Source organism: Ekhidna lutea, assembly GCF_900188325.1.
GTDB lineage: Bacteria > Bacteroidota > Bacteroidia > Cytophagales > Cyclobacteriaceae > Ekhidna > Ekhidna lutea.
Genome location: NZ_FZPD01000002.1, coordinates 16,063 through 27,776 on the forward strand (window position 1 = coordinate 16,063; position 11,714 = coordinate 27,776).

Below are 11,714 nucleotides of genomic sequence, written 5' to 3' on the forward strand. Positions count from 1 at the left end.
GTAGTTTAGTAGATAATAGTACTCATAATGATTTCGTATTATTACAGGAAGAAAGAATATATGTTGAAATGAGAGGCATTCTATCGTTTTGTTTGGTTACCTGCCTGGCTTCAGTTGCGTACACTCAATATTGGTTCGGACCTAAGGTAGGGGTAAGTTATATCGATCATGTATATCAGGATAAGTTATATAAAGATACTTTTGATGTAAAGCCAAATGTCAATATGCAATATGGAGTAGCTATGAGCTATACAGCTACAGATATGTATGCGGTTTATGGGGAGTTGGTATATGAGCGCATAGGAAAACGAGTAAATGATATTAGGAGTGGTGGTGAGGATGTCAATATGAGTATGACAAATCATTTTCTTTCAGCTCCAGTAATGTTGAGAGTTACACTTGGTACCGTACCATTTCACTATTATGTTAATGGTGGTCCGAGGTTAAGCTATTGGCTTGGCGGATCAGGAAAGCAGTTTTTGACTGAATTTGTAGAAAATTTACCGGACCCGGAAGATACAGATGCAGCAATTAAAGATTATACAATAAAATTCGATAGAAGTAAAGTTGAAACTAACGGAAACACAGCTTATATTGATCGTCCTAATCGATTACAATTTGGACTGACGGTGGGAGGAGGAATGTTTTTTGATATTCAGGGAGGAGCCAGGTTGCAACTTGATTTTCGTTATACCTGGGTACATAGTAACATGGGATCTAATTCAGGTCCAGATGACATTAACTTTAACTACGAAAACTACAGGGAGAATTTTGAGTACTATCATAATATAGCAACAGTAGGAGTTGCTTATTTATTTGGATATAACAGTGAGCTAAAACGCAAAGGAAAAAGCACAAGTAAGGAAAGTAATAAAAGGAAGAAATAATAGTACATTTCCATGTTAAATACCCCGTAAATACTGTCTTTTATTGTTTTATTCCTATAATTACCACTAAATACCTAACTTAGGCTTAAAGCCTGTAAATTTTCACTAGCTGTGGTAAAAGCATTCTTAAAATTCCTCGGAGGGGAGCAAGGAGAAGAAAAGCAAATGCTTCTCTTATTAGGCAAGGGTTTCTTTATGGGAATTCTTTTGGCTACCTATCAGATTGGTGCTGAGACGCTTTTTCTTACAGTAATGGGTGATGAGTGGCTGGATGTTGCCTTTTTCACCGCTGGTGGTGCTGGAATTATTTCTGCAGCATTGTTTGTATTTCTTCAGAGAAAAATAAACTTCTCAACACTCGTAATTTCCACAACATTCGTAATACTACTTTTTATTGGGGGCATTCGCGCCGCATTTGAATTTATAGGGTATGATAATACCATATCGGGAGAATTTCAGATCATTCCTTTTATTCTGTTTGTAATGATTGGTCCTGTGACCTCAATTATCCTTTTGGGTTTTTGGGGCGTTTTTGGACGAGTATTTGATTTGCGGCAGAGTAAGCGTATAATAGGAGGTATTGATACTGGTCAATTAATGGCCACTATGATTGCCTTTTTCAGTATTCCAATACTGACAAACTGGGTCATTGATCAGACCTATGATCTTTTGTTTGTTTCGGCGATTGCGAGCTTTGGTGTTTTTATATTCACTCTACTATTAGCTATTAATTATAATCTGGATAAGGCTACAAAGGTTATAAAAGGAGAAGAGGTTCAGAAGGTGAGTTTCTTCACTTTGATGAAGGATAAATATTTGCGACTACTTTCAATATTTCTCATTTTCTCCATGGGTGCGGCGGTTTTTGTGAATTATACGTTTTTAAGCGCGACAGAAACGATGTATCCTGATGAGAAGGATTTGTCCAATTTTTTATCATTTTTCTCCGGAACTGTTATAGTTGTTTCATTCCTTATTCAGAGTTTCATTAATGATATTATAATTGGGAAGTTTGGATTGCGTGTTGCATTGATGACAATGCCTCTAATATTGATTTTGTTCACAGTTGGTGCTATCGTGGTTGGGCACATTTTTGGTTATCAATCCAAAACGGATGAATTTATCATGTTCTTCGTATTAACAGCTGTAGGCAAACTCTTTACTGCTTCCTTAAAAGATGCACTTGAAAACCCCGCATTTAAACTTTTCTTCCTTCCACTTGATATAAAAATCAGATTCGATATTCAAACTAGAATTGAAGGAGTTGTGAATGAAATAGCTACTTTCCTTGCTGGAGGTGCTCAGATGGCTCTTGGTTTGCTGGTTTTCTTTGAATTAATTCACTATTCCTATTTTATTCTAGTACTTGCAGCAGGAGTTATCTATCTGGCTGGTAAGCTGTTTGAGGAATACAAACGAACACTAAAAACCACACTGGAAAAACAAAAAGCCAGCCTGGAAGGGCAAGGAAAAAGAAATGAAAATAATACATTAAGCATCCTCAAAGATGAAATAGTTTCAAAAGATGTGGATCAGGTTCTGACAGCTTTGCGACTTTTCGAAAAGTTGGAGCCTATTGAATTTGAGTTTGTTTTACTAGACCTGTTAAATCACCGAAAGCCAATATTGCGAAGTTTCGCATATAAGAAATTAGGGGATCGGTTATGCTGGGAAGCAATCGATATTATAGAGAAAGATCTTAATACCGAAGGGAACGAAAAGGTATTAAAAGTAGCCAAAGCATCTTTTCAGAAACTTAAAGAGGCTGCTGAGTTTAAGCTGACCGATGTATCAATAAAAGAATTGGTTCGATCTACAGATGCAACTGACCGTGAAAGGGGTGCAAGATTATTAGCCAAGGCAACAGAAGACAGGCACATTGCATTCATAGTTGAGCTTTTAAGAGATATTAATCCCAATGTAAGATCAGCTGCGATGATTACTGCAGGAAAGGTAAAACGACCAGAGTTGTGGCCAATTTTGATTGAAAACTTACATTTATCTACTTACGGAAATGTGGCAATGTCTGCGCTCAAGGCTTCCGGAGAGGCGGCATTTCATACTGTTGATACAGCTTTTTACAAGACTGGTCAATACCATGCTACCATGCTGAGAATTATTCAGGTTTTGGGAAGAATAGGAGGAAGGGGTGCCACTGAATTGCTTTGGAAAAAAATTGATTATCCAGACAGGAAAATTGTATCTCAATTGCTGCTTTCGTTATCCTATATAGGATTTGTTGCGAGAGATTTTCAGTCAGCACGGATTAAAATAGCCATAGAGGGTGAAATCGGAGATATAGCCTGGAATATAAAGTCTTCACTAGAAATTCCTGATGAAGACCCTGTTGATAGTTTAATTAAAGAAGCCATGTCTGAAGAGGATGTGAAAAACTATCAAAACATTTTCATGTTGCTGGGGATGATATACGACCCCCAAAGTGTATTACTAGCAAAAGAAAATATTCAAAATGGTACAACTGAGAGTATAACTTTTGCGGTAGAGATGATGGATATCTTTATCGATGAGGAGTTGAAAGATAAGCTTCTTCCGGTCATGGATGAATTAAAAATTCATGAACGTCTTGCAAAACTTCAAAATCATTATCCGCCAGAATACTTTGATTCATACGAAGATTTGTTGCTTCAGATAATAAATCGGGATTATAATAGATTAAACAGGTACACGAAAGCATTGGCCATGTACCGATTTAGCCAAATAAGTACACATGTCACTGCTGATTTGATTGCTAACTTGTTTAATCCTGATCCATTCTTACTTCAAACGGCCGCCTTGTCGATTTATAGAATTAACAAAGATTCATATCATGAACACACGAAACGTCTGCGTCCAATAACGAAGAAGGAACTTGATCGAGCTATTTTACCACCGGTATTTAGGCATGAAGACGAGGAGTATCATCAAAAGCTTTTGCTTATTGAACGAGTTGTTGAGTTGAAGAAAATAGAGATATTCAAAAGTATTCCGGGTGAGTTAATCACTTATATGGCTGAATGTCTAGAAGAAGTAAGGGTTAAGCTTGGCTCAACTATAATCAGAGAAGGGGATAGTGGTATGGAGCCAATGTATATTGTGCTAGAGGGGTCAGTAGACATATATGAAGGTGATCATAAAGTAGCTGAGAGAGAAAGAGGCGGGGTGTTTGGTGAAAAGAATGTAACTGAAACTGATACATTTTCATTCACAGCTCTCGCGAGAACAGAGTGCACACTTTTGCTAATGAGAAAAGAGGAACTACTTAATCTGATGTCACGACATATAGATATTTTGGATTGTTGGGTAGATATAATGAATGGAGTGGCAGAAGAGGATGAGCCTGAGATTGTAGATGTACTATTTGGATGATATTTCGACGAACCAACTTTGGAGAGAGTAAAAAAATAAGTTATTTCACTATATAAAAACCACCTAATCGCATAAATGAGTAACAATAGGACCATAGCATTAATTTATTCGGAGCAGGATGATGCGATGATAGAAGGTGGCATTAAAGGATGGGTTTCAAACTTTCATAAGTTCCTGTCCACACTGATGTACCAAATCACCAGAGAGAATCCTGAAATAAAGCTGATAAATGAGTCTGAATTTTCAGCTGCAGAGCTGGATGATTACAGCGTTATTATTTCGGTTATTACCTCAAATCTGGCGAAAGAAAAGGCATTAATGAAAGCCCTCAATGCTCATGGTAAGGAGATGAAAGATCAGGGAAGGCTAGTTGCAGATGGTGTTTCAAGATTTTTCAAAGTACTTAAAAGACCATATGATCCTGATGGAGTTCTTCCTGAACTCGAAGATCTCTTAACTTATGATTTTTATCTTGTAGATCCTCTCACAGGCGATCCGCAAGAGTTTACCCGCTTTTTCGGCTCAGATGCGGAGCGTAGCTATTGGATGAAGCTGGTAGACATGGCATATGATATCAATCATGTTTTGCATGCTAAGGATATTTCTGAAGGTGGCTCTTATGAAACAATTCCCAGAGAGAAAACAGTATATCTTGCCAGCACCGGGGTAGATATGGTAATTCAGCGTGACATTATAAAAAGAGAATTGATCCGTCATGGGTATAAAGTACTACCTGATCATAGTTTACCAAAAGAAGTAAAAGCGCTCGATCGGATGGTGCGTGATGATTTAGATAGGTGCCGTTTATCAATTCACCTGGTTGGAGAAGATTACGGGTACAAACCTCGTGGGTCAGAATTATCTGTTGTCGACATTCAAAACAGGGTAGCCTCAGATCATACCTACCAAATGGTGGAAAAGAATAAAGAAGCAAAAGATGGGGAGAAAAAGCCTTTTAGTAGGCTTATTTGGGTTTCTCCGGACCTGAAAAATGTAACAGAAAGACAGAAAATATTCATCGAGGATTTGAAAAGTGATGCTGCTGCTTTAGAAGAGGCAGAGGTTTTGCAAATCTCACTTCAGGAATTGAAAACCATCATTAGAGAAGAATTAGTTACTGGTGGGCGTTTCAATACTAAACGTGATATCAAAGGACTGGGGCAGGAGAAGAAGGATGATAAAACCAAAATGATTTATCTAATTGCAGATAAACGAGACGTTGATGATATAGATGATATTCAAAGTTACTTGAAAGATCAGGGGTTCAATGTTGTCTCACCTAGTTATGAAGGTGATTTGGTTGACCTCAGATATATTCATCAAGAGAATTTGAGAAGGTGCGATGCATCGATAATATACTTCGGTAAAGCAACCGAAGATTGGATTAAGACAAAGCTACAGGACCTGTTGAAGGCGCCTGGATTTGGCCGTGAGAAGCCTTTAACAGCAAAAGCGGTTTACTTTAGGGGGGAGAAGGATGTGGATATGGAGCATTATAAAAAAAATAAGGCTATGGTTTTGGGGAATAATGGCGGATCATTTAATCCGGAGCACCTCAAGCCTTTTCTAACTAAAATAGAAAGCTGATGAGCGATAAAGAAATTGATGTTCAGGACCAAGAGGTTCAGGATATTGTTGACATTACCCAATTAATCAATCCCTTCCCGGGGCTAAGGCCTTTCGGGATTGAAGAAAGTCACCTTTTCTTCGGAAGAGAGGGACAAAGTGATGAGGTATTAGTCAAGCTATCAGAAAATAAATTCGTTGCAATACTTGGTGCATCCGGTAGCGGAAAGTCATCTCTAATGTATTGTGGTCTGATCCCGACACTTTATGGGGGCTTCATGACGGAGGCAGGCTCCAACTGGCGAATAGTTGTCACAAGACCCGGTGGTGGTCCAATCGATAATCTGGCTGAAGCGCTTCTTATTAAGGATAAGGAATATTCTAATCTGGGTGCTGAGGACAAATTGATACGAAAAACGATCATCAGTACAGTGCTACGAAGTAGCTCGCTAGGTTTGGTGGAAGTTGTTCGTCAGCTTAAAACAGATGATTTTCAGAATGTACTTATCCTGGTTGACCAGTTTGAAGAACTTTTCAGGTATCGTAAACTTGAGTCAGCCACATCAGATTTAGATGAGTCATCAGCTTTTGTAAACCTTTTACTGGAAGCCATTCATCAATATGATGAGCCGGTATATATCGCGCTGACAATGCGTTCTGACTTCATTGGAGAGTGTGCACAGTTTCCTGATCTAACACAAATGATCAACGACTCTCACTATCTGATTCCACAGATGACACGAGATCAAAAGCGTACTGCCATCGAAGGTCCGGTTGCAGTGGGAGGAGGTAAAATAGCGCCACGTTTGACCCAGCAATTACTCAATGATGTAGGAGATAATCCGGATCAGCTCCCGATTTTGCAGCATGCTCTGATGCGTACATGGTCCTATTGGACTGACAACAGGAAGATCGGTGAACCTATTGACCTTAGGCATTATAATTCCATCGGTACTCTGAGGGAGGCGCTATCTATGCACGCCAATGAAGCATACGATTCATTGAGCAAGCGCGAAAAAGAGATTTGTGAGGTAATGTTCAAAGCTCTCACAGAAAGAGGCTCTGAAAACCAGGGCATAAGACGACCGACAAAAATGGCTACAATAGCCGCTATTGCCGGGGTGAATGAGGAAGAAGTAGCAAGGGTTGTAGGTAGGTTTAGAGAACCTGGTAGGTCGTTATTAATGCCACCTTATGGAGTGAATCTGGAATCTGATACCGTTATAGATATTTCGCATGAAAGCTTGATGCGGATTTGGGTACGATTGAAGCGGTGGTTGCAGGAGGAATCCAAAGCTGCTGAGATGTACCTCAAGCTATCAGAAGCAGCGGAAAGATATCAGGAAGGAAAAGCTGGACTTTGGCAAATGCCAGATTTGCAGTTGGCACTAAACTGGAGAGAAGAAAACAGGCCAACATTAGTTTGGGGTCAGCGTTACAACCCTGCCTTTGAGCGTACGATGGTGTTCCTGGAAACCTCAGAGAAGGCCTACTTAACAGAACAGCGCAATAAAGAGATCCTCCAAAGGCGTCAGGTAAAGCGGATGCGTATCACAGCTATTGTACTTGCTATAGCTACCTTGATTACACTAACACTTGTAATCTTCGCATTTATTAAAGCCAATGATGCTGAGAAGGAGAAACAAGCAGCTGATGAAGCCAGGATTGAAGCAGAAAAGTTGAGAGATAATGCGGTTATACTTCAAAAGAACGCTGAAGAATCTGCTGCTGAGGCCTTACGTGAAAAGGCTAATGCAGATAGAGCACGAGAAGATGCTGAGAAAAATCTGATTATAGCTAATCAGCAAACCGAACTAGCCAATCAAAGGCAAAGAGAAGCTATGGAAGCACAGCAACGTGCGGAGGATGCTCAAAAAGATGCTCAAGAACAGGCGAGAATTGCACGTGAACAAGAACAAGCAGCAAAAGACGCAGAAGCATTGGCCCAATTAGAAAGAGATAATGCAGAACGTCTTCGTTATCAAGCGATCGCTCAGTCCATGGCCATCAAAGCAAAAAACATTTTGCCAGATGATCAGGATCAGGCGGAGTTGAAAGCCATAGTTGCAAGGCAGGCATATTTATTTTACCAGGATTATAAGGAAGAAGGAAGGGATTACAATGGAGATATTTATGCCGGTATTTACAATGCACTTCAGGGTTTGTATGAAAGAGAAGCGGTAAACAATGGATTAGAATCTACGAAAGGAGATTCGATTTTCAATCACTATCATAAACCGGTAGATCCTAATTCAGAGAATACAATAGTCGCAGTTAGATCAGTGGTATACTCAAGGGATGGAAAGTCATTATACTCAGCAAATGCTGATGGTGAAGTAATCAAGTGGGATGTTGATACAAGAGCGTGGAGTCAAATCTTCCAAAATGATGATATCGCTCGGGTTGTCAATATCAGTCCAAATGAGCAATACCTGGCATTGGGAACAGACGAAAACAACATTCTTCTGTTTAATGCCCGAAATATTGATCAGGAACCAACTAAAATAAGTGGGCATCAGGGAGGTAAGGTTTTTGACTTATTGTTTTTACCGGACAATTCTGGTTTTATCTCAGTTGGCGCGGACAACCGAATCCTTAGAAGCGATTTTAGAACTTCAGCAGAGCTAGCTCGATCTGCTGTTAGAATCAAAAAGATAGCACTTTCAAATGATGCCAAAACATTAGTTGGTGGTGGAGTTGACGGGAATGTTTATTTATGGGATTTGACGGATATTGGCTCAGAGCCAACAACACTTATTAATAAGGATCAGTCCGGAAATACCAGAAACAGGTCCAGAGCAATTGAATCTGTAAAATTCAGCAACAGTGGCAGGTACTTAGCTTATGGTAGTGAAGATGGAAGGTTAGTTATTTGGGATATGGAAGAAGATAATCAAGTACAGCCAACACTTACTGGGTTTAGAGCTCCAATCACAGATATTGAATTCAGCCCGGATGATCGTCTTATCCTGGGTACTTCTACCAATAGTCAGGTGCGCGTATGGGACATGAATAATTTGTTTGATCTCCCAATCGTCCTTGAAGATTATCCTGGGACACGTGCTCAGGGTTGGGTTTACGATGCTGATTTCAGCCCAGATGGTGCACATTTTGTCACTGCAGCAGGGGATGGCAATATCAGAAGGTATCCTACTAAAGCAGATGATATGGCTGAGGAAATTTGCTCACATATCACTTTAGGTAACATGTCCGCAAATGAATGGCGACAATATGTGGGGGACCCTGAGGATATTAAGTACGTTGAAACTTGCGAAGGATTACCTCAAAGAGGATCCGAACTTTAAGGAAATTTTATGAAGAAACACCTAATCGCTATTGTTCTTACTGTTTCTGGCCTATGGGTTTTTGCCCAATCTTCATCTCAATGCGCACGTGCCTTAGCACAGGCTGAGTTAGCATTTGAGCAAGGTAGGCTTACAGACATTATTAATATATATAACAATGACCGTAGTGGTTTTACCAGATGTCTTGATGGGGGTGTTTTTTCCATAGACGAACGCATTCGAGCTTATAAGTTGCTGACTAAAGCCTACTTGTTTCAAGACAATGAAAAAATGGCTGAGGAAATGTTCGTTAAACTACTTGGAGTTGATAAAGAACATCAGTTGGCTGCTGAAGATCCTGCAGAACTTTACCTACTAAAAGCCAAGTTTAAAACAGAGCCTATTCTCCGTGTTGCCATTAGGGCAGGAGTGAATAAGTCTATGCCTCAGGTGTTTCCGGGACAAAAGTTTAATACGTTCCAGACAGGTAATAAGCGATACAATGAGAATGGAGGGGACACAGGTTTCGGTGTTGGATTCTGGGCAGAAGCCCTTGCTGAGAGACATATCACTAAAGGAATTGAGGTTGCTGGAGGATTGCAATACCGGATTGCAACTTATGAGGTCGAGGGTGATATAATAGAATCAGTTCTAACCTATGTGGCTAAGAATACCAGTAATATGTTGCGATTTCCGTTAATGGCAAGGTACAGCTTGAATTATGATAAGAAAGACGAGGATAACAACAGAATTGGATTTCTTCCATACGTTTTTCTTGGAGGTTCATATGATTTGACACTTAAGGCAAAGTATGTAGATACACGTAGAACTGGAGGAACAGCATACACATTACCTGATGGCAGTGAAGATCTAAAGTCAGAAGGTCAGGCTGCTTCATCCAATCTCTCAATAACTGGAGGAATAGGTGCGAGAATGAGGGTAGGTAGAGCAAAAGTTGATTTTTTCTCCATCGAAGTAAGGTATGATAACTCACTTTTTAATTATATAGATCCGAATAACCGGTTCGCAATAAATGATGTGGCCTATGGAATAGGGCATGTTGAGGATGATCTGACTTTAAATGCGGTTTCCTTCTCGCTGGGATACACCAAGTCCTTGTATCTACCAAGAAAAAGAAAACAATACCGTTAATAGATATATATGAAATATTTATTCCTTTTATCTATAATTTCAGTTGCCATTACGTCTTGTCAGATAGAAGATCCGGACGCACCAGCACCTGATGAAGCTTTTATTAAATATTTTGGCGAGTTAACCAGCTATACTGCCACTGATATTGAAATCGTTTATGATGGAGGGGGGGTGCCTCAGCAGCTGGTTGTGTTCGGCAGCAAAACTTCACAAGCTGGAGATGATGATTATTTTGTGTTAAGAACCGATCTTGAAGGAAATCTAATCGATTCTGTTTCTTATGGTTTTACAAATAATGCTGGTAGAGATTTAACAGGTGATGGCAACCCTGATGTTTTTATTGGTGACGAAATTGGTGGTCAAATTCAGCCTCTCGCTGGTGGCGGTTTTATAACTATTGGGACATCCTCTATTACTGACAATAATAGAGGAATTTCTGATTTCAGAATACTTACAGCAGGAATCTTAAACGAAAGCTTAGAATTACAAAACGACACGCTATTCGCGCTTGTATCATCAAAAGGTAATCCCGACCTTGATCTAATTGGCAATGATGTAATTACCCTTTCAGATGGGTCAGTACTATTTGTTGGTGCAAAAGAATTTGATAGAGGAGGGGGTGTCACTGATTTTGATAATTACTTCTTAAAATTTGATTTCACTGATCGGGTGGTGTTTGACGGAGTGCAAGGAGTGCACGGTGATGGTGAAGATGAGATAGCTGTAAGAGTTTTTGAAAAGCCAGGTAGAAACATCGTAATAGTTGGAGATAGTAACACCCCAAGTGACCGTGGTGAGAACGGTGGAGACAATGGAACGAATGTTCAGCTTCTTGAAATTGATGAAAATGGGTCATTTGTGAATACTTCAACTTATGGAATTAATGCCGGAACTGGTGGAGTAGTATCAAATGAGTCAGTGAAGAATGCAATCATGACGCCATCAGGTTTCACTATTGTAGGAACAACAGTCACTTCTCAAAATGATGAATTTGCATTTGTAATGAGTACGACCCGTAGTGGTGTATTTTTAAGTGGAAATTTGCATGACAGTTCAGCTTACGAAGGCATTGAAACACGAGGACTTGGAGTCACACTGGCAGCCAATAGTGATGTAATAATTTTAGGGCAGTACCCTTCTTTCAATTTTTTAGAAGAGGGTCAACCTCGAGTTTCGAGGGGAGGAGAAGGAATGTTTGTTCGATTTGATCAGGCTTGCAGACCGGTTGATGGTGTGGAATCCTTTTTTGGCCTTGCTGACGGAAACGATCAGATTGTGGATGCTGTCACACTTCCAGATGGAAAAGTAATTGCAGTTGCAAATGTAGATTTTGGCGGAGGTGTACGTTTGATTTCAATTATGAAGCTAAATGCGGACGGATCATTGGATTAATCTTTAAAAAGTACAATTTGTGCTTACTATTGTCTCATCTTGTTATTCTAGGTCTATATCGAAAAAA

The 11,714-nt window shown here is 39.7% G+C and carries 6 protein-coding genes; all 6 read left to right on the forward strand.

Annotated elements, in window-relative coordinates; all coding sequences use genetic code 11:
* The first annotated feature begins 68 nt into the window (after nt 1-68).
* The 6 genes from CHB71_RS04050 (at nt 69) to CHB71_RS04075 (ending at nt 11,647) form a co-directional block, all read left to right on the forward strand.
* On the forward strand, nt 69-887 hold the full coding sequence (locus CHB71_RS04050; RefSeq protein ID WP_089355623.1) for a porin family protein: 819 nt from the start codon (nt 69-71) through the stop codon (nt 885-887).
* A 111-nt stretch (nt 888-998) separates the two neighbouring features.
* Nucleotides 999-4,253, forward strand: a complete 3,255-nt coding sequence (locus tag CHB71_RS04055) for a cyclic nucleotide-binding domain-containing protein (RefSeq protein ID WP_089355624.1) — start codon at nt 999-1,001, stop codon at nt 4,251-4,253.
* A 75-nt stretch (nt 4,254-4,328) separates the two neighbouring features.
* Nucleotides 4,329-5,840, forward strand: coding sequence for a DUF4062 domain-containing protein (locus tag CHB71_RS04060; RefSeq protein WP_089355625.1), 1,512 nt, complete (start codon nt 4,329-4,331; stop codon nt 5,838-5,840).
* Nucleotides 5,840-9,124, forward strand: coding sequence for an nSTAND1 domain-containing NTPase (locus tag CHB71_RS04065; RefSeq protein WP_089355626.1), 3,285 nt, complete (start codon nt 5,840-5,842; stop codon nt 9,122-9,124). Before CHB71_RS04060 ends, CHB71_RS04065 begins: the two co-directional genes overlap by 1 nt.
* 9 nt (nt 9,125-9,133) lie before the next feature.
* Entirely contained in the window at nt 9,134-10,255 is a 1,122-nt protein-coding gene (locus CHB71_RS04070; RefSeq protein ID WP_089355627.1) for an outer membrane beta-barrel protein, read from the forward strand.
* A 9-nt stretch (nt 10,256-10,264) separates the two neighbouring features.
* Entirely contained in the window at nt 10,265-11,647 is a 1,383-nt protein-coding gene (locus tag CHB71_RS04075; RefSeq protein WP_089355628.1) for a delta-60 repeat domain-containing protein, read from the forward strand.
* Nucleotides 11,648-11,714: the final 67 nt, after the last annotated feature.